Source organism: Mycobacterium sp. C31M (genome assembly GCF_053345865.1).
Genome location: NZ_JBKFAX010000005.1, coordinates 19654 through 40360 on the forward strand (window position 1 = coordinate 19654; position 20707 = coordinate 40360).

The window sequence follows — 20707 nt, forward strand, 5'->3', positions numbered from 1 at the left end:
CCGCGGAAAGCGGCACCGACCTGCGAGAGGCCCGAAAACCGTTGATATGCAGGGATATCGCGCTCTCGGGTCGCGGACAGTCGGCATCGGCCCGATAATCCGGCGTCGTGCGCGCATGCTGTACACGCTGGTCTTTTGGCCGCCTTACCCGGGGGTGGGGTTAGCTTTCGTCAGGTTGCGTGGGTACGGTCGTCGTCGCTGGCTGGTTACGTGATCCAGCCGTGATGAAACAACAGATGGCGAGAGACGGAGGAACCCCGTGGCCCTTCCCCAGTTGACCGACGAACAGCGCGCGGCAGCGTTGGAGAAGGCTGCTGCCGCACGTCGAGCACGAGCCGAGCTCAAGGATCGACTCAAGCGCGGCGGCACCAACCTCAAGCAGGTGCTCACCGACGCCGAGACCGACGAGGTCTTGGGCAAGATGAAGGTTTCCGCACTGCTGGAAGCCCTGCCCAAGGTCGGCAAGGTCAAGGCGCAGGAGATCATGACCGAGCTGGAGATCGCACCGACCCGCCGCCTGCGCGGCCTCGGCGACCGTCAGCGCAAGGCCCTGCTGGAGAAGTTCGACTTCTCCTGAGCGCGCATAAGTGAAGACCGGTGGTGGGCCGGACAGGGCTGCTGTCGTGGTGCTGTCCGGCCCCTCCGCCGTCGGGAAGTCGACGGTCGTGCGATGTCTGCGCGACCGGATTCCCGACCTGCATTTCAGCGTGTCGGTGACGACACGAGCACCGCGGCCCGGTGAGGTCGACGGTGTGGACTACACCTTTGTCTCGGCGGATGAGTTCCAGCGCCTGATCGACGACGGTGAACTGCTCGAATGGGCTGAGATCCACGGCGGCCTGCAGCGCTCGGGCACCCCCGCGGCACCGATCCGGGCCGCGGTCGGGGCCGGCGTCCCTGTGCTCATCGAGGTGGATCTGGCCGGTGCCCGCGCCGTCAAGGCCGCGATGCCCGAGGTGACCTCGGTGTTCCTGGCGCCACCCAGTTGGGAGGCCCTGCAGGAGCGGTTGATCGGTCGCGGCACCGAGACCGCGGAGGTCCAGGCCCGCAGGCTCGCGACCGCACGCCAGGAACTGGCCGCCCAGGAAGCCTTCGACGTGGTCGTTGTCAACAGGCAATTGGAGTCGGCGTGCGCAGAATTGGTATCCTTGCTGGTGGCCCGCTGAGCGTAGCGAGCCATCGGCACTGACCGTTAGGTCTCAGCGTCATCAACTGCATCGCCTCTAACACCCAAACTTGATTACAGCCAGGAGAATCTTCGTGAGCACGCCTGTCGAGAACCTCGACGCCGCCAGCGCCTACGACACCCCGCTGGGTATCACCAACCCGCCCATCGACGAGCTGCTGGATCGCGCATCGAGCAAGTACGCGCTGGTGATCTACGCCGCCAAGCGGGCGCGCCAGATCAACGACTACTACAACCAGCTCGGCGACGGCATCCTGGAGTACGTCGGCCCGCTGGTCGAGCCTGGTCTGCAGGAGAAGCCGCTGTCGATCGCCATGCGCGAGATCCACTCCGACCTGCTCGAGCACTCCGAGGGCGAGTAGTCCCGAGTTGTCCACGGCGGCGGTCCAGACCGAGCGCAAGCGCATCGTCGTCGGTGTCGCCGGTGGCATCGCCGCCTACAAGGCGTGCACCGTCGTCCGCCAGCTGACCGAGGCCGGTCATTCGGTGCGGGTCGTGCCCACCGAATCGGCGCTCAAGTTCATCGGCGCCGCCACCTTCGAGGCGCTGTCGGGCCAGCCGGTGCACACCGGCGTCTTCGAGAACGTCGATGAGGTGCCGCACGTGCGGATCGGCCAGCAGGCCGACCTGGTGGTGGTGGCACCGGCCACTGCCGATCTGCTGGCCCGTGCCGTCGCCGGCCGTGCCGATGATCTGCTGACCGGCACTCTGCTCACGGCCCGATGTCCGGTGCTGTTCGCGCCGGCCATGCACACCGAGATGTGGTTCCATCCCGCCACCGTCGACAATGTCGCGACCTTGCGGCGCCGCGGCAACGTGGTGCTGGAGCCCGCGTCCGGACGTCTCACCGGGGCCGATACCGGTCCCGGCCGGCTGCCGGAGGCCGAGGAGATCACCACGCTGGCCGGGCTGCTGCTCGAGCGCGGTGACGCATTGCCCTATGACATGGCCGGGGTCAAGGTCCTGGTCACCGCCGGTGGCACCCGTGAGCCGCTGGATCCGGTGCGTTTCATCGGCAACCGCAGCTCCGGCAAGCAGGGCTATGCGGTGGCGCGGGTGATGGCCCAGCGCGGTGCCGATGTCACCCTGGTTGCCGGCAACACCTCCGGACTGATCGATCCCGCCGGGGTCAACGTCGTACACATCGGTTCGGCCGCCCAGCTCGGCGACGCGGTGTCCAAGCTGGCCCCCGAGGCTCATGTCCTCGTGATGGCCGCGGCGGTGGCCGATTTCCGGCCCGCCCAGGTTGCGACCGCCAAGATCAAGAAGAGCGCCGACGACGACGGCGCACCGTCCATCGATCTGGTCCGCAATGACGATGTGCTGGCCGGGGCCGTCCGTGCCCGGGCCGATGGGCAGTTGCCCAACATGAAGGCGATCGTCGGGTTCGCGGCCGAAACGGGCGATGCCAACGGCGATGTGCTCTTCCACGCGCGGTCGAAACTCAAGCGCAAGGGCTGCGACATGCTCGTGGTCAATGCCGTCGGCGACGGTAAGGCGTTCGAGGTCGACCACAACGACGGGTGGATGCTGTCCGCCGATGGCACCGAGTCGGCTTTGGAGCACGGTTCGAAGACGTTGATGGCAAGCCGTATCGTGGACGCGATCGGGGCGTTCCTGCACCATTGATCACCGCAGGGCCCTGCGGGTAGCTGTTGCGCCAACCGCGCTGACACGGTTGGCTGCCAGTGAGCACAGTTATGATTCGCCTACCTAACTATTTGGAGGATGTCACGTGAGCGCAGGTCGGCTGTTTACCAGTGAGTCGGTGACCGAAGGTCACCCAGACAAGATCTGTGATGCGATCAGCGACTCAATCCTCGACTCGCTGCTGGCCGTCGATCCCAAGTCGCGTGTCGCCGTCGAGACCGCGGTGACCACCGGACAGGTGCACGTCATCGGCGAGGTGACGACGTCGGCCAAGGAGGCCTTCGCCGATATCAACGACACGGTCCGCAAGCGCATCCTGGAGATCGGCTACGACTCCTCGGACAAGGGCTTCGACGGTGAGACCGCCGGCGTCAACATCGGCATCGGCCGCCAGTCGCCCGATATCGCCCAGGGTGTCGACACCGCACACGAAACCCGTGTCGAGGGTGGCGCCGACCCGCTGGACCTGCAGGGTGCCGGCGACCAGGGCCTGATGTTCGGTTACGCCATCAAGGACACCCCCGAGCTGATGCCGCTGCCGATCGCGCTGGCGCACCGGCTCGCCCGCCGGCTCACCGAGGTCCGCAAGAGCGGTGTGCTGGACTACCTGCGTCCCGATGGCAAGACCCAGGTGACCGTGCAGTACGACGGCACCACCCCGGTCCGGTTGGACACCGTGGTGTTGTCCACCCAGCATGCCGCCGGTATCGACCTGGACGGCACGCTGGCCCCGGACATCCGGGAGAAGGTCGTCAACACCGTGCTGGCCGACCTGAACCACGAGAGCATGGACACCTCCGACTTCCGGCTGCTGGTCAACCCGACCGGCACCTTCGTCGTCGGCGGTCCGATGGGTGACGCCGGCCTGACCGGCCGCAAGATCATCGTCGACACCTACGGCGGCTGGGCCCGCCACGGCGGCGGCGCCTTCTCCGGCAAGGACCCGTCAAAGGTCGACCGCTCCGCCGCCTACGCGATGCGCTGGGTCGCCAAGAACGTCGTGGCCGCTGGCCTGGCCGAGCGGGTCGAGGTCCAGGTCGCCTACGCCATCGGCAAGGCGGCCCCGGTCGGGCTGTTCGTCGAGACTTTCGGATCCGAGACCGTCGACCCGGCCCGTATCGAGAAGGCCATCACCGCGGTGTTCGATCTGCGCCCGGGTGCGATCGTGCGCGACCTGAACCTGCTGCAACCGATCTACGCGGCGACCGCGGCCTACGGGCACTTCGGCCGCACCGATATAGATCTGCCGTGGGAGCAGCTGAACAAGGTCGACGACCTCAAGGCGTCCGTGTAACCATCCTGCGCGCGACGACACAAGCCCCCAACTCTTCGTGGAGTTGGGGGTTTTGCGTTGCGCAGGGCGGACTTTCGACCGCACTGAATGCAACACTGGTGCCGTGCGGCGCAATCGGAGTTAATGGTCGACCGTGTCCATCTACACCGAAGGCCTCACCAAGATCTATGGGAGCACCCACGCCTTGGACGGGGTGTCCATATCGGTCGAGCAGGGCGAGATTCTCGGTGTCGTCGGTGCCAGCGGCTCGGGCAAGAGCACGCTGGTGCGTACGATCGCGCTGCTGGAACGGCCCACCAGGGGCCGGGTGGTGCTCGACGGCCAGGACCTGACGGCCCTACCGGAGCGTGAGCTGCGGGCCGCCCGTCGACGCCTCGGCAACGTCTTCCAATCCGCGAATCTGCTCGACAACCGGACCGCCCGCGCCAACATCGAGTATCCGCTGGAGATCGCGGGCTGGGACCGCAAGAAGCGTTGGTACCGGGCCCAGGAACTGCTCGAGCTGGTAGGTCTGACAGGCCGCGGTGAGGACTATCCCGCGCAGCTCTCCGGCGGACAGAAGCAGCGCGTCGGCATCGCCCGTGCCCTGGCGGCCCAGCCCAGTGTGATCCTGGCCGATGAGCCGACCAGCGCGCTGGACCCGGTGACCACCCAGGAGATCCTCGGGCTGCTGACCGGGCTACGCGCCGAACTCGACGTGACGGTTCTGCTGATCACGCACGACCTGTCCATCGTGCGACAGATTGCCGACCGGGTGACGGTGCTGCGCGACGGCCGCGTCGTCACCCAGGGAACGCTGGCGGAAGTCGCAGGCGTCCCCGAGGCCGGCCTGCTCCCGAACCTGCAGTCTCCGAGTGTGGCGGTCGACGGCGAGCTGATCGTCAATGTGCATGCCGGTGTGGATGCCACGGCGTCGTTCATCAGCAAGCTGTCCCGCGAGCTGAACACCGATGTACGCATCATCGACGGTGAGGTGCTCCAGCTTGGCGGACAGTCGGTTTCGCAGTTCCAGCTGGGACTGACCGGGCTGGATCATTCGGCGCCCGAGCGGGCCGAGGAGTACACGCAATGGTTGCGCAGGCACGGCCTGGCGGTGGTGGAGGCATGACCGAATGGCTCCACGATTCGATCCTGCTGAGCACCGACGCGGTGCCGACCGCTCTTATCCAGACCCTTCAGCTGGTCTTCGTGCCGTTCCTCTTCGTCATCGTCTTCGGCATCCCGCTGGGTGTCGTGCTCTACATCACCGCGCCGGGCGGGCTGGCCCCGGTGCGCTGGCTCAACAGCACCCTGGGCGCGATCGTCAACGTCACCCGGTCGCTGCCGTTCCTGGTGCTCGTCATCGCCCTCTGGCCATTAGGTCGTCTGCTGGTTGGTTCGAGTCTGGGCACGGTCGCGGCCATGGTGCCGCTCACCATCGGCACCGTCCCGTTCCTGGCCCGGTTGGTCGAGTCCTCGTTGCGTGAGGTCGACGGTGGCAAGATCGACGCCGCCCGCGTCGTCGGCGCCACCCGGTGGCAGATCATCACCAAGACGCTGCTCCCCGAGGCCATCAGCGGCATCATTTCCGGGCTCACCATCACCATCGTTGCGCTACTCGGTTTTTCGGCGCTGGCCGGTGTGATCGGCGGTGGTGGACTCGGCGATCTGGCCATCCGATACGGTGCGCGCTCCTACGACGGTCCGGTGCTCTGGGCCACCGTGCTGCTGCTGATCGTGCTGGCCCAGATCTTCCAGGTGGTGGGGGACTACCTCACTCGCCGCACCGACCACCGCAACACGTCCACGACCGAAAGGGAGATCAAAGAATGACCAGCGTGCCTGAGGGCCCACCGAAATCCAAGACCCCGATCTACGCGGCGATCGCCGTGGTGATCGTCCTGGTCGCCGCCGTCGCCGGCTACTTCCTGCTGCGCGGGCAGGACAAGCAGCGCATCACCGTGGCCGCCACCCAGGTGCCGCACGCCGAGATCCTTGAGTTCATCAAGAACGGACCGGCCAAGGATGCCGGGCTGGACTTCGACATCCGGGTGTTCGACGACTACTCGCTGGGCAACCGGTGGTTGTCCGAAGGTGATATCGACGCAAACTACTTCCAGCACAAGCCCTATTTCGAGGAGCAGGTCGCCGACTTCGGTTATCAGTTGCACGAATTCCCGGGCGTGCACATCGAGCCCTACGCCGCGTTCTCACAGAAGTTCACGAGCGCCGAGCAACTGCCGGACGGTGCCCGGATCAGCATCACCGACGATGGTTCCAACCAGGCCCGTGCGCTGGCGTTGCTGGCCAGCAAGAACCTGGTGACCCTGCCCGCGGACGGTGACGTCAACGTCTACACCGTCGGCAACCCGAAAAACCTCCAGTTCATCGAGGCGGCACCGGATCTGCAGGCCAAGGCGATCCCGGACGTCGACCTGGCGATCCTGAACGGCAACTACTTCCTGGACGCCGGCTATACGCTCAAGGATGCCTTGATCGTCGAATCACTAGAGGACAATCCCTACGCGAACTTCCTTGCCAGCCGCGAGGACAACGCGGAGGACCCCGATGTGGTCAAGCTCGACGAGCTGTTGCACAGTGACGCGACCCGCGCCTTCATCGAGGAACGCTGGCCCGGCGGGGACGTCTCACCGGCCTTCTGAGGTGAACTCGTAATCGGTCATCGGGAAGCTTCGGCTGCGCCAGTACGCCTCGGGTGTACTGGCCGGCCGCAGCGGCACATCGCCGTTGCGGTCGAAGTAGTAACTGTTGGCGGTGCTGCAGCTGTCCTGCCAGAAGATCTGCCGGTGCCGCTTGCGCATCATCTCGGCGAAGTACCGATCGTTTGCCTCGGCACGCACCTGCACCCGGGTGGCACCGTCGTCGCGCGCCTGCTCCAGACACCGCACGATATGGCGGGTCTGCGCCTCGATCAACGCAAAATACGAGGAGCCGACGTACCCGTAGGGCCCGCACACGTTGTAGAAGTTGGGGAAACCGGGGACGCTGACCCCTTCGTAGGCCTGCATCCGGTGTTGCGACCAGAATTCGGCGAGCGTCAGCCCGTCGAGACCGACCAGCGGGAAAGTCCCCGAGTCCACGTCCATCACCTTGAAACCGGTCGCCAGCACCAGCACATCGACCTCGTGGGTGACCCCGTCGGTCGTGACCACACCGGTCGGCACGATGCGATCGATCGGCTCGGTGACCAGTGCCACGTTGTCCCGGTTGAACGTGCTCAGGTAGCTGTTGTGGAAGGCCGGCCGCTTACATCCGACGGCGTATCCCGGGGTCAGCTTGTCACGTAACGCCGGATCCTTAACCTCGTGGCGCAGATAGTTCAGCCCGAGCCGGTGGGCGGCCCCGCTGAACGGAAACACGTTGTGGTACTGCGCTGTCAACGGGAAGGTGACTTCGACGTAGCTCTGGCTCAGAGCCCGGCCGACGGTGCTGCCAAACGGCAACCGCATAGCCCAGCGTGCCGGTGCCGGCAGCGGCAGATCGAATTTCGGGAAGCACCAGATCGGGGTGCGCTGGAACACGTTGAGCTGCGCGACGATCGGCGCGATTTCCGGGATCAGTTGCACCGCCGAGGCACCGGTGCCGATCACCGCGACCTGCTTGCCGGTCAGGTCGACGCCATGGTCCCAGCGCGCGGTGTGCAGTGTTGTCCGGGCGAAGCTGTCCACCCCGTCGATATCGGGCGGCTTGGGGACATTGAGCACACCGGCGGCATTGATCAGGTGCCGCGCGGTGATCTCGCCGCCGCTGGTCTGCACCCGCCACAGGTCCTCGTCGGCGTCGAACTCGGCACCGGTGACCAGGGTGTCGAACCTGATCCGCGGAGCCAGGCCGTATTTGTCCACGCAGTGGTCGGCGTAGGCCTTGAGCTCCCGGCCCGGAGCGTACGTCCGTGACCAGTCCGGACTCTGCTCGAAGGAGAACTGGTAGGAGAACGACGGAATGTCCACGGCGACACCGGGATAGGTATTCCAGAACCAGGTGCCACCGGCTTCGGAGCCGGCCTCCACGATCAGGTAGTCACCCAGGCCGGTCTGATCGAGTTTGATGGCCGCGCCGATCCCGGAGAAGCCTGCCCCGATGATCAGCGTCTGGAATTGCGGTGTCATGGCGCTCAGGGATGCAGGGCGGCCCGCAGCGCGGCGATCCCGCGGTCGGTCGCCTCGGTCGCGGCGGGGGAGGCCAACGCCAGGCTCACGTACCCGTGCACCATGGTCGGCTCGTTGCTGTGCTGCACCGCAACACCGGCCGCGGTCAGCAGTTCGGCGTACTTGCCGCCGTCATCACGCAGTGGATCATGTTCGGCGGTACCGATATACGCCGGCGGCAGCCCGGCCAGCGAGTCGGCGTTGGCGGGTGCGACGTCGGTCGGCAACGCGGCCGGGTTGTCCAGATCGGTCCCGGGCAGATACCAGGTGAGAAAGGCGTGCGTGACATCGGCGGTGAGGATGTAGGCATCGGCATTCTCGATGAACGATGGCGCCGTCTGGTCGCCGACGGCCACCGGATACCACAACAGCTGGAACACCAGCGGCGGCCCGCCGGCATCACGGGCCCGCAGCGCCATCACCGCCGACAGATTGCCCCCGGCCGAGTCACCGGCCACCGCAATACGTTTCGGGTCACCACCCAACTCGACGGCATTGTCGCCCACCCAACGCAGTGCGGCCCAGGCGTCTTCCACACCTGCCGGATACGGGTGTTCCGGGGCCAGCCGGTAGTCCACCGACACGACGATCGCTTCGGCGCCGATCGAATGCGCCCGCGCCACGTGGTCGTGGGTGTCCAGGTCGCCGATCGCCCAGCCGCCACCGTGGTAGTAGACGACGACCGGCAGGTTGTCGTGCTGGGCCACCGGCGGCCAGTAGATCCGCACCGGAATATCGGTCAGCTCGCCGTAGGAGACGGTGTGCTCCTCGATGCGCAGCTGCGGCAACATGTCCGGCGGCGGTTTCATCGCGCGGAACTTCTCGCGGGCCACCTCGACACCGTCGTCGATGGTGAACTCCAGCGGTACCGCATCCAGGAGTGCCTTCAGGTCGGGATCGACGTCCGGACGGGTCGTTGAGGTCATGATCGTCAGGCTAACGCGGCACGCAATGCTGCGAGGCCACGTTCGGTCGCCTCGGTGGCCGCCGGCACGACACCGTGATACCCGAGATAGCCGTGTACCAGCGTCTCGGCGTTGTGTACCTGCGCGGACACCCCGGCCGCGGTCAACAGCTCGGCGTAACGCGCGCCGTCATCGCGCAGCGGATCGTGCCCGGCGACGGCGATGTACGCCGGGGCGACACCGGCGAGTTTCCCGCGAGCCGGGACCAGGGTGGCCGGCGGGTTCTTCAGATCGGCGTCACCGGCGTACAGCAGCGAGAAGCCGCCGACCGCTCGGCGGCCCAGGATGGGGGCGTCGGCGTTCTCGGTGAACGACGGCAACGAGGTGTCCCAGGTGGTGGCCGGGTACCAGAGCAGTTGCATCCGCAGGCCCAGCCCGGCGTCGCGGGCCAGCAACGCCACCACCGCGGCCAGGTTCCCGCCCGCCGAGTCGCCGGCCACCGCGATGCGGGTGCCGTCGACACCCAACTCGTCGGCGTGTTCGGCCACCCAGCGGGTCACCGCCCAGACATCGTCGACCGCCGCCGGATAGGGATGCTCGGGAGCCAGCCGGTAGTCGACGGAAACGACCACCGCACCCGTACCGACCGCGTGCTCGCGGGCGGTGCCGTCATAGCTGTCCAGATCGCCGACCACCCAGCCGCCACCGTGGAAGAACAGCACGACCGGCGGCCGGGAGCGTAGCGACCCGGGGATTGATTCCGGCTTCGGGCCGTCGCCGTCGGGCCGGTAGATGCGCACCGGCACACCGGCGATCTCGCGGTCCTCGGTGTGCAGTTCGGGGTGCACCTCGCGGCGGGGCAGGGCGCGGAAGCGCTCGCGCGCCGCCTCGGGGCCACCGTCCATGGTCAATTGGAACGGGACCGCTTCCAGTACCTTTTCCAGGATGGCGTCCAAGGCGGGTCTGTCGGTACCGGATTCAGGCATGGCTTCACCGTACGCAGCGCCCTGGACCCGGCGACTGTGGGCACTGGCGGTACTGATCGGCGCGGGTTACGGCATCTTTCTGATCACCGTGGCGCTGCGGGTGCCCTCCGGTGCCGAACTCACCGGCCAGTTCGCCCTGCAACCGGCGGTCAAGGCCGCCGCGGCGGCCCTGTTGGCGGCCGCGGCGTTACGCCACCCGATCGCCCGGGAACGGCGCTGGCTGGTGGCGGCGCTCATCGGGTCGTCCGCCGGTGACTATCTGCTGGCGATGCCGTGGTGGGAACCGTCCTTCGTACTGGGACTGGCCTCCTTCCTGATCGCCCATCTGTGCTTCCTGGCCGCACTCGTCCCGCTGGTGCGCAGGCAGACCTCGCGGCTGGTCGCCGCTGCGGTGGTCGTGGTGGCCTGTGTGGCGCTGCTGGTGTGGTTCTGGCCCGCCCTGCTCGAGCAGGGCATGGCGCTGCCGGTCACGGTGTACATCGCGGTGCTCGGAGCGATGGTGTGTGCGGCATTGCTGGCCGCGCTCCCGACACCGTGGACGGCCCTGGGCGCGGTGTGTTTCGCGGTATCGGATTCCATGATCGGGATCAGCAAGTTCGTGCTCGGGTCCGAGGCGCTGGCGGTCCCCATCTGGTGGGCCTATGCCGCCTCGCTGTTCCTGATCACCGCGGGGTTCTTCTTCGGAAGGGCCCGGTGACACCCACCCGCCATCCCGCCGAGCACGAGCCGATCGCGCGCGTGCTCCCGATGCTGTCGGTACCGCACCTGGACCGCGATTTCGACTATCTGGTCGCCGCCGACCAGTCCGATGACGCTCAGCCCGGGGTCAGGGTGCGGGTGCGGTTCCACGGCCGCCTGGTCGACGCGTTCATCCTGGAGCGACGGTCGGATACCGACCACGTGGGCAAGTTGGGCTGGCTGGATCGGGTGGTGTCGGCCGAGCCCGTGCTGACACCGGACGTCCGCAGGCTGACCGACGCGGTGGCGGCCCGTTATGTCGGTACCCGCCCGGATGTGCTGCGGCTGGCGGTGCCGCCCCGGCACGCCAATGTCGAGAAGCAGGCGCCACCGGACCTGCCTCCGCTGGCGCACCGGCCCGTCGACGAGACCGGATGGGCGCGCTACGCCCGCGGCGCCCAGTTCCTGACCGCGGTGCGCGAGGGCCGGGCGGCGCGGGCGGTATGGCAGTCCCTACCCGGTGAACAGTGGCCCCTGCGACTGGCGCAGGCCGCCGCGGTGGCGGTCAACGCCGGTCGCGGCGCGCTCATCGTGGTACCCGACCAGCGCGATGTGGACGCCGTCCACGCCGCCGCGATCGGTTGCGTGGACGAATCACGGGTGGCGGCACTGTCGGCCGGGCTGGGGCCGGCGCAACGGTACCGGCGCTGGCTGTCGGTGCTGCGGGGCCAGGCCCGGCTGGTCATCGGCACCCGCAGTGCGGTGTTCGCGCCGGTCTGCGATCTCGGCTTGGTCGCCATCTGGGACGACGGGGACGATTCGTTGTCCGAACCGCGGGCCCCCTACCCGCACGCCCGTGAGGTCGCGATGTTGCGCGCGCATCAGTTACGTTGTGCCGCAATCATCGGCGGGTTCGCCCGGACTGCGGAGGCGCACGCCCTGGTGCGTAGCCGGTGGGCACTGGACCTGGTGGCCACCCGCGCCGTGGTGCGCCATCACGCACCACGGGTGGTGGCACTCGACGACAACGCCTTCGAACACGAGCGTGACCCGGCCGCGCACACCGCGCGGCTGCCGTCGATGGCGCTGCGGACGGCGCGGGTCGCGCTGGAGTCCGGGCACCCGGTGCTGGTGCAGGTGCCGCGGCGCGGTTATATCCCCGCGCTGGCCTGCGCCAAGTGCCGGACCGTGGCGCGGTGCCGGCACTGCACCGGTCCGCTGCAACTGACCGACCGCGACGCGCACGGTGCGGTGTGCCGTTGGTGTGCCCGCACCGACCTGATGCTGCGGTGCGCCAGTTGCGGGTCCGATGCGGTACGCGCGGTGGTGGTCGGCGCCCGGCGCACCGCCGAGGAACTGGGGCGCGCGCTGCCCGGGGCGACGGTCATCACCTCCGGTGGTGAGTCGGTGTTGTCCACGGTGCCGGGCAAACCCGCGGTGGTGGTGGCCACCCCCGGGGCCGAGCCGGTCGCCGACGGCGGTTACGGCGCGGCCCTGCTGCTCGACGGCTGGGCGCTGCTCGGTCGGCAGGATCTGCGGGCGGTGGAGGACACCCTGCGGCGGTGGATGGCGGCGTCGGCACTGGTGCGCAGCCGGGCCGACGGCGGCACCGTGGCCGTCATCGCCGAATCGGCCATCCCGACCGTGCAGTCGCTGATCCGGTGGGATCCGGTGGGCCATGCCGAATCCGAGCTTGAGGCGCGCGATGAGGTCGCGTTGCCGCCCGCGGTTCATCTGGCCGTGCTGGACGGGGTGCCCGCGGCGGTATCGGCCCTGCTCGACGCGGCCGAGTTGCCGGCACAGGCCGAGCCGCTGGGTCCGGTCGATCTACCGCCCGGAGCTCGGCGGCCGCCGGGTATCGCGGTGGACAGCCCCGTCAACCGGATGTTGGTACGGGTGCCGCGCTCGGGCGGGCTGGAACTCGCGGCAGTGCTGCGTCGGGCCGTGAATTCACAGAGCTCACGCCACGACCAACAGCCGGTACGTGTGCAAATGGACCCGTTGCACATAGGGTAGGCAGCACAACGGGCGGAGGTGGCGATGGGGCGGCTGTTCAAGATGCTGATCCCGTTGGTGCTCATCTGTTTTGGCCTGCTCTGGCCGGTGGTGTTCAGCTCGGCGTTCGGCAACGGCGGCGGCGACGACACCGCGGACCCGGTGGTCATCAGCGAGTACCGCGCGCACTACACCGTCGCCGCCGACGGCACACTGCAGGCGGTCGAGACCATCACCGGTGACTTTCCCAGCGGACGGCACGGGATCTTCCGGTACTGGGACATCACCAATCAGAACAGCCCCCGGGTGCGGCAGGTGCCGGAGGTCGAATCGGTGCTGCTCGACGGTGATCCGGAGAGCTACCAGATGCTGTGGGAGGGCCGGGAACGGTTCCGGGTGGCCAAGATCGGCGATCCGGACTGGACGCTGGACCCGGGCCCGCATGTCTTCGAGATCCGGTACTCGATACCAGGCGTGCTCGACCCCGGAAGCACCGGCGCGGGCAAGGATTTCGGCTCCGCCACCGGTCGAGGTGATGCCGAGACGGTGTTCTTCTGGAATGTCGTCGCCCCCGGTTGGAGCAACCGTATCGACAATGCCGATATCACGGTGTCGCTGCCCGCACGGATCACCGGGGCCCAGTGTTCGGTCGGGTACGGCCGCGGTGGCGCGTGCGCGACATTGGCGGTCGACGGGCGGACGGTCACCCTGTCGGCGCAGGACCTGCCGCCGCGCACCCCGCTGACCCTGCGGGCCGGACTCGACATGGCAACTCCGCCGCGTGCCGAACTGCCGTGGAGTCACCATTGGGACCGGGTGCTCGGGCAGTCGCTGACCCCGGCGCTGGCGCTGCTAGGGCTGTCGGTCCTGGCCGGCGCGGCCGCCCTGCTCTGGTACCGAACCACCGCCGAATCGGCGCCGGGTTTCCCGCTCCAGTACGCGCCGCCGCCCGGTCTGGGCCCGGTGCAGCTGGAGTACATCCGTACCGAATCGGTGCCCAAGGACGGTCTTCCCGCCACCCTGTTCTATCTGGCCGAACGACGACTGGTGGAACTGCGCCAGGTCAGCGACGAGCAGTGGGACGTCACCGGCAGCGCCGCGCCCGGCGCCTGGGCCGATGTCGACCCGGTGAGCGTCGCGGTGGGTTCGGCGCTCAAGGTGATCGGACCGGGCGCGCAGTTCAGCGCCAGGAAGTCGGCGACGTCGGGGGAGAAGCTCTCCAAGGCCAAGACCGATATGGCCGACTCGGTCAAGAAGTGGGCCATCGACGGCGGGTTGCTGGTCAACCGCCGCAAGGAACTCTGGCTGCGCACCCTCAACGCGGTGGCCGGCGTCCTGATGATCTGCGGGTTCTTCCGGTGGGGTTTCCCGATCACCCTGTGGGCGTTGCCGTTCGCGATGTTCTTCCTGTTCTCCGCGGCCTCCTGGAACGACGGTATCGGCACCCGGCGCACACCGGCCGGCCGTGAATTATGGGCGCAGGCCGGCGGGTTTCATCGGTTGTTGTCGACCGACTCGGCCGAGAGTCGGTTCGACTTCGCCGCACGCAAGGACCTCTACGCCGCCTACATTCCGTTCGCGGTGGCGGCCGGCACCGCCGCGCTGTGGGCGCAGAAGTATCAGGCCAGCACCGGAGTCGTTGCACCCCAACCGGATTGGTACAACTCGTCATCGGCGAGCACGGGTGCGAATTTCAGCTCGGGCGGACCGGGTTTCGACAGTTTCGAATCGGCCCTGTCGTCCTCGATCGGCGCCTACACCGCATCGCAGACCTCCTCGGGCAGTAGCGGGGGAAGTAGTAGCAGCAGCGGTGGTGGCGGCGGGGGCGGTGGTGGCGGGGGAGGTGGATCATGGTGAGAGCGCTGCTGTTGCTGGTGCTGCTGATCGCGGTGGCGGTGTTGGTCGTCATCGTGGCCGGCTACAACAAACTCAAGTCGGCCGACCTGCGGGTATCGGAGGCGTTGTCGGGAATCGACGTCGAACTGACCCGGCGCGCCGCGTTGATCCCCGGCCTGGTGCACACCGTGTCCACCTATGCCGCCCACGAACAGGTGGTGCTCAACCACGTCAGCCAGGCCCGTGCCGCGCTCGACGCGGCAACCGGTGGCGACTCGGTGGCCCGACGCAGCGCGGCCGAGATCGAACTGGACACCGCGGTGGGCCAGGTGCTGGCGGTGGGACAGAGCTACCCGCAGCTGGCCTCGTCGAACAATTTCCTGGACCTGCAGCGCAATCTCGCCGACACCGAGAACAAGCTGGCCTTTGCGCGCCAGTACTACAACGACGCGGTGGCCGGGGTGAACCGCTTGATCACCACCATGCCGTGGATGTTCGTCGCCCCGATCGCCGGCGTCACCGAGCGTGAGTTCTATCGGATGCCGCGCTGAGGAGGCGGGTTGCGGGCTCTCTAGACTGGCGCGGTGCGACTCATCTTTGCCGGTACCCCGGAACCCGCGTTGCCCGCGCTGCGCAGACTGGTGGAGTCTGACAAACATGACGTCATCGCGGTCCTGACCCGCCCCGATGCGGCGGCCGGACGGCGCGGCAAGCCGGCCCCGTCACCGGTGGCCCAGCTGGCCGCCGACCATGGCATCCCGGTGCTGAAGCCCGACCGGCCCAACAGCGCCGAGTTCGTCGCCGAACTCGCCGCGCTGGCTCCCGATGCCTGCGCCGTCGTGGCCTACGGGGCGCTGCTGCGTGACGAGCTGCTGGCGGTGCCCGCCCATGGCTGGGTGAACCTGCACTTCTCGCTGCTGCCGGCCTGGCGGGGTGCGGCACCGGTGCAGGCGGCCATCGCCGCGGGTGACGCGGTCACCGGGGCCACCACCTTCCTGATCGAACGTGAGCTGGATTCCGGACCCATCTTCGGGGTTGTCACCGAGACCGTGCGACCGACCGACACCGCGGGTGATCTGCTTGCGCGGCTGGCGGATTCGGGGGCGGGGCTGCTGGAGGCCACGATGGACGGGATCGCCGACGGGTCGCTGAACCCGGTGCGTCAGCCGACCGACGGCATCACCGTGGCACCCAAGATCACCGTCGAAGAGGCGCGGGTGCGCTGGGACCTGCCCGCGCATGCCGTCGACCGCCGGATCCGGGCGGTCACCCCGAATCCGGGAGCCTGGACGATGGTCGGGGAGCAGCGTGTCAAGGTCGGGCCGGTGCGGCCCGACGAATCGAAGCAACTTTCCGTCGGCGAGATCGAAGTGGGTAAGCGTGATGTGTGGATCGGAACCGGATCGGATGCGGTGCTGCTCAGCTGGATTCAGCCACCGGGTAAGAAGCCGATGAACGCCGCCGACTGGGCGCGCGGGGCACGGCCGGACGCATCGGTGCGGGCGCTGTGAACCGCCCGGGCCAGGGTCGGGGATCCCGTCCGCCGCAGCGCCAGGGCAACCGCGGTCCGCAGCGCAAGGGACCCCAGCGCACACCGCTGGATCCCGCGCGCCGCGCAGCGTTCGACACCCTGCGCGCGGTGACCGAACGCGACGCGTACGCCAACCTGACCTTGCCTGCGTTGCTGCGGGAGCGCGGGATCAGCGGCCGAGACGCGGCTTTCGCGACCGAATTGGCCTACGGGACCTGTCGGGTGAGGGGTCTGCTCGACGCGGTCATCAGTTCCGCGTCCGGTCGGCCGATCGACCGGATCGACCCGGTGCTGCTGGATCTGCTGCGCCTGGGCGCCTATCAGCTGCTGCGCACCCGGGTGGACGCCCACGCCGCCGTGGACACCACCGTCGAGCAGGCGGGTATCGAGTTCGATTCGGTCCGAGCCGGTTTCGTGAACGGCGTGCTGCGCAAGATCGCCGGTCAGGACGAGGCGGCCTGGGTGGCCGAGCTGGCACCGCCGGCCGGCAGCGACCCGGTGGGACATGCCGCCTTCGTGCACGCGCATCCGCGCTGGGTGGCGCAGGCGTTCGTGGACGCGCTCGGAGCGGCTGCCGGTGAGCTGGGCGCCCTGCTGCAGAGCGACGACGAACGTCCGGTGGTCCATCTGGTGGCCCGGCCCGGGGTGCTGACCGCCGCCGAACTGGCCGAACAGGCCGACGGCACGGTGGGACGCTACTCGCCGTATGCGGTGTATCTGCCCGGCGGTGATCCCGGTGACATCGCCGCCGTGCGCGACGGTGCCGCGCTGGTCCAGGACGAGGGTTCACAGTTGGTGGCCCGCGCCCTGACGCTGGCCACCGTCGAGGGGCCCGACGACGGCCGGTGGTTGGACCTGTGCTCCGGTCCGGGCGGCAAGACGGCACTCATCGCCGCGCTGGTGCCTTCGAGCGGCCGGGTCACCGCGGTCGAGCCGGCCCCGCACCGGGCCGATTTTGTGGAGACGAACACCGCCGGTCTACCCGTGGAGGTGTTGCGGGTCGACGGTCGCGAGACCGGTCTGGAGCCGGGCAGCTTCGACCGGGTGCTGGTGGATGCGCCCTGTACCGGTCTGGGGGCGCTGCGCCGCCGGCCGGAGGCACGGTGGCGGCGCCAGCCCGGCGATGTCCCGGCACTCGGCCGGCTGCAGCGCGAGCTGCTGGGTTCGGCGATCGGATTGACCCGCCCGGGTGGTGTGGTGCTGTACGCGACGTGCTCGCCGCATCTGGCCGAGACCGTCGGCGTCATCGCCGATGCGCTGCGCAGGCATCCGGTGACCGCCCTGGACACCCGCGAGTTCTTCCCCGGCGTCGACCAACTCGGGGACGGACCGTATGTGCAGCTGTGGCCGCACCGGCACGGCACCGACGCGATGTTCGCCGCCGCATTACGGGTCGGAGCGGCCTGACCGATACGCTGACCGCCATGGCTGGTCACTCTCCCGTCGCTCCGCTCGCCCGGACGCCGATGATCGCACCGTCCATCCTGTCCGCGGACTTCGCCCGGCTCTCCGATGAGGTCGCCGCGGTGGCCGGGGCGGACTGGCTGCACGTGGACGTCATGGACAACCATTTCGTCCCGAACCTGACGCTGGGACTGCCGGTGGTGGAGAGCCTGCTGAAGGCCACCGACATCCCGATGGACTGCCACCTGATGATCGAGCAGCCCGAACGGTGGGCGCCGCCGTATGCCGAGGCGGGTGCCTACAACGTCACCTTCCACGCCGAGGCGACCGACAATCCGATCGGGGTGGCCCGCGATATCCGGGCCGCCGGGGCCAAGGCGGGGCTGTCGGTGAAACCCGGTACGCCGCTGGAGCCCTACCTGGAGATCCTGCGTGAGTTCGACACCCTGCTGGTGATGTCGGTGGAGCCCGGATTCGGTGGGCAGAAATTCATCCCGGAGGTGCTCGCCAAGGTCGAGACGGCGCGACGCCTGGTCGACGCCGGCGAGCTGACGATCGTCGTCGAGATCGACGGCGGTATCAATGCCGACACCATCGAGGCGGCCGCCGAGGCCGGGGTGGACTGCTTTGTCGCCGGGTCGGCCGTGTACAGCGCCGCCGATCCGGCCGAGGCGGTGCAGCGGCTGCGCCAACAGGCCGGTGCCGCCTCGCCGCACCTGACCCTGTGACACCAGAAGCCGCGATGCGGCTGGCCGTCGAGCAATCCGAGCGGGTCAAGGGCGCCACCTACCCCAACCCGCCGGTCGGGGCGGTCATCCTGGACGCGGCCGGCGAAGTGGTCGGTGTCGGTGCCACCCAACCGGCCGGCGGCGCGCATGCCGAGGTCGTCGCGCTGCGGCGGGCCGGCGAGCTGGCTCGCGGCGGTACCGCGGTGGTCACGCTGGAACCGTGCAATCACCATGGGCGCACGCCGCCGTGCGTGGACGGTCTGCTCGCGGCCGGTGTCGCACGCGTCATCTTCGCGGCGGGCGATCCCAACCCGGTTGCGGCCGGCGGAGCGGCGCGGTTGCAGAGTTCCGGTGTCGAGGTGGTCGCGGGGATGCTCGGTGCCGAGGTGGCCGGCGGTCCGCTGCGGGAATGGCTGCACAAGCAGCGCACCGGGTTGCCGCACGTGACCTGGAAGTTCGCGACCAGCGTCGACGGGCGCAGCGCCGCCGCCGACGGCAGCAGCCAGTGGATCACCAGTGACGCGGCCCGCGCCGACGTGCACCGGCACCGCGGCGTGGTGGAGGCGATCGTGGTGGGTACCGGCACCGTGTTCTTCGACGATCCGACGTTGACCGCCAGACGTCCCGATGGCAGCCTGGCGGACCGTCAACCACTGCGGGTGGTGGTCGGGGAGCGTGAGATCTCCTCGGAAGCAAACATTCTCAACGACGATTCGCGGACCATGGTGATCCGCACCCGCGACCCGCACGAGGTGATCAAGGCGCTGTCCGATCGGACGGCCGTGCTGTTGGAAGGTGGGCCCACCCTGGCGGGCGCATTCCTGCGCGCCGGGGTGATCGACCGGATCCTGGCCTATGTCGCGCCCATCCTGCTCGGTGGCCCGATCACAGCGGTGGACGATGTCGGCGTGCTCAGCATCACTGGCGCGCAACGCTGGCGCTTCGACGGCATCGAACCCATCGGCCCCGACGTTCGACTGAGCCTGGTACCGAACTCCAACGATCGCCGGTGAGGGTGATCACACCGCGGTCGCCGCTGTGACATTACCGATTGCGCAGGTCACAGCCGGGATCGCCGGGTGTCGTGCGCACTCGGTTGTCCTTGTGCGCCGGTAGAATTTCTGCTGACAGCGCCTTCACCGACGATTCGCGCGTGATGAGCACTACCGAAGGACGTGAGCATGACTGCTCTGCAGGACTGGCTCAACACCGGCCCGATGAACCCGCACACCGTCAAGTCACTGGTTTTCGATCTGCTCCGGGTTTCGGCGCAGCCGGTGCAATACCGCCGCGCACCGAAGATCATGGCACCCGGCGTCGAGCGCTGCTGATTTGCTGAAACTTCCGACTCGGTGACAAACCGCCGTCTGTGGAATTGGCCACCGCGTAAAGGTAGCCCACACATCCGAGCGTCGATCGGCGATGATGGTTGGTATCGCGGTATTTCCTGCGAGAATCGCGCGTGTCGGCAAGGAGAATCGATGAGTACGCCTGTGCAGCCCCGAGGGCACGGCGGAGGCCGTCTTCTTTCGCTGGCACCGCTGACCGTGCTCGAATTGGATCCGGCCGAACTCGTCAGCTGTGCCGTCCAGGCGGGTTACGACGCGGTGGGATTCCGGCTCATCCGCGCGACGCCGGCCGAACCGGTCCGGCCGACCATCGGTATGACCGCATTGATCCGGGAAACCAAACGCCGCCTTGATGATTCGGGCCTGCGGCTGCTCGATGTGGAAGTGGTGCGACTGGTCCCGGAGACCGATGTCCGCGGTGACTACGAGGAATTTCTCGAGACCGGGGCATTCCTGGGCGCCACCGATGTCCTGGTCACCGGCTATGACCCCGATCTGCGGCGGACAGCCGACAACCTGTCCGAGTTGTCTTTGCTGGCAGCTCAATTCGGGATGACGCTGAACCTTGAGCCGATGCCGTGGACGGAGGTGCGAAATCTGCACGTGGCGGCCGAGCTCATCGCGCAGTGTCCCACCGCGGCGGGGCTGCTCATCGACGCCATCCACTATGACCGTGCCCTGAGCACGCCGGCGGATCTGGAAGCACTACCGGCGGAATGGATCCGCTACGCGCAGATCTGCGATGCCCCGGCGCAACGGCCGGACACCATGGCCGAGCTGATGTATCAGGGACGTTCGGCCCGTCTGCTACCCGGTGCGGGCGGGATCGACCTGATCTCGATGCTGCGTGCGCTACCCGCCGGAATTCCGATCAGTGTCGAGGCTCCGCTGCAGGGTGACGCACCGGCCTTGGTGCGGGCCACCGCCGCGGCGCGGGCCGCGCGTACGGTGCTCGACGCGGTCGATGGCTCCGAGTGGTCGCCGCTGTTCCGCACCGCATGAGCGATCGGCTGTAGC

21 protein-coding genes are annotated in these 20707 nt (G+C 68.3%); 18 read left to right on the top strand and 3 right to left on the bottom strand.

Annotated features, from left to right (window positions below; genetic code table 11):
- The first annotated feature begins 259 nt into the window (after positions 1–259).
- The 8 genes from mihF (at position 260) to ACLBYA_RS09325 (ending at position 6772) form a co-directional block, all read left to right on the top strand.
- A complete protein-coding gene (mihF, locus tag ACLBYA_RS09290) occupies positions 260–577 on the top strand; it encodes an integration host factor, actinobacterial type (RefSeq protein ID WP_011894593.1) in 318 nt (105 codons plus the stop codon).
- Between the two features lie 10 nt (positions 578–587).
- The gene (gene gmk / locus ACLBYA_RS09295) at positions 588–1166 is read left to right on the top strand and encodes a guanylate kinase (RefSeq protein ID WP_447709103.1); all 579 of its coding nucleotides are present in this window, start codon (positions 588–590) and stop codon (positions 1164–1166) included.
- Positions 1167–1260: 94 nt separating this feature from the next.
- Positions 1261–1548: a DNA-directed RNA polymerase subunit omega gene (rpoZ, locus tag ACLBYA_RS09300; RefSeq protein ID WP_447709104.1), complete on the top strand. Its 288-nt coding sequence runs from the start codon at positions 1261–1263 to the stop codon at positions 1546–1548.
- A 7-nt stretch (positions 1549–1555) separates the two neighbouring features.
- Positions 1556–2815 carry a bifunctional phosphopantothenoylcysteine decarboxylase/phosphopantothenate--cysteine ligase CoaBC gene (coaBC, locus tag ACLBYA_RS09305; protein WP_447709105.1) on the top strand — a complete coding sequence of 420 codons (1260 nt, stop codon included), beginning with the start codon at positions 1556–1558 and terminating at the stop codon, positions 2813–2815.
- A gap of 106 nt (positions 2816–2921) precedes the next feature.
- A complete protein-coding gene (metK, locus tag ACLBYA_RS09310; RefSeq protein WP_447709106.1) occupies positions 2922–4130 on the top strand; it encodes a methionine adenosyltransferase in 1209 nt (402 codons plus the stop codon).
- Between the two features lie 133 nt (positions 4131–4263).
- Positions 4264–5238 carry a methionine ABC transporter ATP-binding protein gene (locus tag ACLBYA_RS09315; RefSeq protein ID WP_447709107.1) on the top strand — a complete coding sequence of 325 codons (975 nt, stop codon included), beginning with the start codon at positions 4264–4266 and terminating at the stop codon, positions 5236–5238.
- The gene (locus ACLBYA_RS09320) at positions 5235–5942 is read left to right on the top strand and encodes a methionine ABC transporter permease (RefSeq protein ID WP_447709108.1); all 708 of its coding nucleotides are present in this window, start codon (positions 5235–5237) and stop codon (positions 5940–5942) included. Before ACLBYA_RS09315 ends, ACLBYA_RS09320 begins: the two co-directional genes overlap by 4 nt.
- Positions 5939–6772, top strand: coding sequence for a MetQ/NlpA family ABC transporter substrate-binding protein (locus ACLBYA_RS09325; RefSeq protein ID WP_447709109.1), 834 nt, complete (start codon positions 5939–5941; stop codon positions 6770–6772). Before ACLBYA_RS09320 ends, ACLBYA_RS09325 begins: the two co-directional genes overlap by 4 nt.
- On the opposite strand, the gene ACLBYA_RS09330 is transcribed toward ACLBYA_RS09325, so the two are convergent.
- From ACLBYA_RS09330 to ACLBYA_RS09340, 3 genes are read right to left on the bottom strand one after another with little or no spacing between them, the layout of a single operon-like run.
- On the bottom strand, positions 6758–8239 hold the full coding sequence (locus ACLBYA_RS09330; RefSeq protein WP_447709110.1) for a flavin-containing monooxygenase: 1482 nt from the start codon (positions 8237–8239) through the stop codon (positions 6758–6760). The genes ACLBYA_RS09325 and ACLBYA_RS09330 overlap by 15 nt on opposite strands.
- Positions 8240–8244: 5 nt before the next feature.
- On the bottom strand, positions 8245–9204 hold the full coding sequence (locus tag ACLBYA_RS09335) for an alpha/beta hydrolase (RefSeq protein WP_447709111.1): 960 nt from the start codon (positions 9202–9204) through the stop codon (positions 8245–8247).
- Positions 9205–9209: 5 nt separating this feature from the next.
- A complete protein-coding gene (locus tag ACLBYA_RS09340) occupies positions 9210–10169 on the bottom strand; it encodes an alpha/beta hydrolase (protein WP_447709112.1) in 960 nt (319 codons plus the stop codon).
- Here ACLBYA_RS09340 and ACLBYA_RS09345 point away from each other — a divergent pair.
- The 10 genes from ACLBYA_RS09345 to ACLBYA_RS09390 all read left to right on the top strand — a co-directional run bounded on the left by ACLBYA_RS09345 (position 10168) and on the right by ACLBYA_RS09390 (position 20692).
- On the top strand, positions 10168–10866 hold the full coding sequence (locus ACLBYA_RS09345; protein WP_447709113.1) for a lysoplasmalogenase: 699 nt from the start codon (positions 10168–10170) through the stop codon (positions 10864–10866). The genes ACLBYA_RS09340 and ACLBYA_RS09345 overlap by 2 nt on opposite strands.
- Before the next feature lie 50 nt (positions 10867–10916).
- On the top strand, positions 10917–12863 hold the full coding sequence (locus ACLBYA_RS09350) for a primosomal protein N' (RefSeq protein ID WP_447709411.1): 1947 nt from the start codon (positions 10917–10919) through the stop codon (positions 12861–12863).
- Between the two features lie 24 nt (positions 12864–12887).
- The gene (locus ACLBYA_RS09355; RefSeq protein WP_447709114.1) at positions 12888–14699 is read left to right on the top strand and encodes a DUF2207 domain-containing protein; all 1812 of its coding nucleotides are present in this window, start codon (positions 12888–12890) and stop codon (positions 14697–14699) included.
- Positions 14693–15229: a LemA family protein gene (locus ACLBYA_RS09360; RefSeq protein WP_447709115.1), complete on the top strand. Its 537-nt coding sequence runs from the start codon at positions 14693–14695 to the stop codon at positions 15227–15229. Before ACLBYA_RS09355 ends, ACLBYA_RS09360 begins: the two co-directional genes overlap by 7 nt.
- 33 nt (positions 15230–15262) lie before the next feature.
- Positions 15263–16189: a methionyl-tRNA formyltransferase gene (gene fmt, locus ACLBYA_RS09365; protein ID WP_447709116.1), complete on the top strand. Its 927-nt coding sequence runs from the start codon at positions 15263–15265 to the stop codon at positions 16187–16189.
- Positions 16186–17616, top strand: coding sequence for an RsmB/NOP family class I SAM-dependent RNA methyltransferase (locus tag ACLBYA_RS09370; RefSeq protein ID WP_447709117.1), 1431 nt, complete (start codon positions 16186–16188; stop codon positions 17614–17616). The genes fmt and ACLBYA_RS09370 overlap by 4 nt, the downstream gene beginning before the upstream one ends.
- A gap of 17 nt (positions 17617–17633) precedes the next feature.
- Positions 17634–18341: a ribulose-phosphate 3-epimerase gene (gene rpe, locus ACLBYA_RS09375; RefSeq protein ID WP_447709118.1), complete on the top strand. Its 708-nt coding sequence runs from the start codon at positions 17634–17636 to the stop codon at positions 18339–18341.
- Positions 18342–18355: 14 nt separating this feature from the next.
- Positions 18356–19354, top strand: coding sequence for a bifunctional diaminohydroxyphosphoribosylaminopyrimidine deaminase/5-amino-6-(5-phosphoribosylamino)uracil reductase RibD (gene ribD, locus ACLBYA_RS09380; protein WP_447709119.1), 999 nt, complete (start codon positions 18356–18358; stop codon positions 19352–19354).
- A 168-nt stretch (positions 19355–19522) separates the two neighbouring features.
- Positions 19523–19672: a hypothetical protein gene (locus ACLBYA_RS09385; RefSeq protein WP_447709120.1), complete on the top strand. Its 150-nt coding sequence runs from the start codon at positions 19523–19525 to the stop codon at positions 19670–19672.
- 150 nt (positions 19673–19822) lie between these two features.
- Positions 19823–20692, top strand: coding sequence for a sugar phosphate isomerase/epimerase family protein (locus tag ACLBYA_RS09390; protein WP_447709121.1), 870 nt, complete (start codon positions 19823–19825; stop codon positions 20690–20692).
- Positions 20693–20707 lie beyond the last annotated feature (15 nt).